Annotated in this window: 1 protein-coding gene; it reads left to right on the top strand. The window is 56.7% G+C overall.

Annotated features, from left to right (window positions below; translation table 11 throughout):
• The coding region (locus PA598K_RS37755; RefSeq protein ID WP_260405285.1) for a DEAD/DEAH box helicase at nt 1-702 on the top strand (702 nt) is incomplete at both ends.

Genomic DNA, 702 nt, shown 5'->3' with positions numbered 1-702 from the left:
CATCCGTTCGTTGCCGATCTACGGTGGCCAAGATATCGGACGCCAGATTCGCGCACTCAAGAAGCGTCCCCAGATTATTATCGGGACGCCAGGCAGATTGCTCGATCACATCAACCGCAAGACGATCAAGCTAGATGATGTCCAGACCGTTATCCTCGATGAGGCCGATGAGATGCTGGATATGGGCTTCATGGAAGACATCCAGACGATCCTGAAGCTGGTCCCCGAAGTACGCCACACGATGCTCTTCTCGGCGACGATGCCTCCGAATATCCAGCGCCTGGCGCAACAGTTCCTGAAGGAACCTGAGCATGTGTCTGTCATTCCGAAGAATATTACGGCACCATTAATCGATCAGGCGTATATCGAAGTGCATGAGCGCCAGAAGTTCGAAGGTCTGAGCCGTTTGCTCGATATGGAGTCGCCGGAGCTTGCGATTATTTTCGGTCGCACGAAGCGCCGGGTCGACGAGCTGAGCGAAGCGCTGCAGAAGCGTGGATACTCAGCGGACGGTCTTCATGGCGACCTCTCGCAGAACCAGCGCGACAACGTCATGCGCAAGTTCCGCGACGGCAGCATCGATGTGCTCGTCGCGACCGACGTGGCCGCTCGCGGTCTCGATGTGTCGGGCGTTTCTCATGTCATCAACTTCGACTTGCCGCAAGATCCGGAGAGCTATGTTCACCGGATCGGCCGTACCGG

This window comes from Paenibacillus sp. 598K (assembly GCF_003851045.1).
GTDB lineage: Bacteria > Bacillota > Bacilli > Paenibacillales > Paenibacillaceae > Paenibacillus_D.
This window is presented reverse-complemented; position numbering and strand designations above follow the sequence as displayed.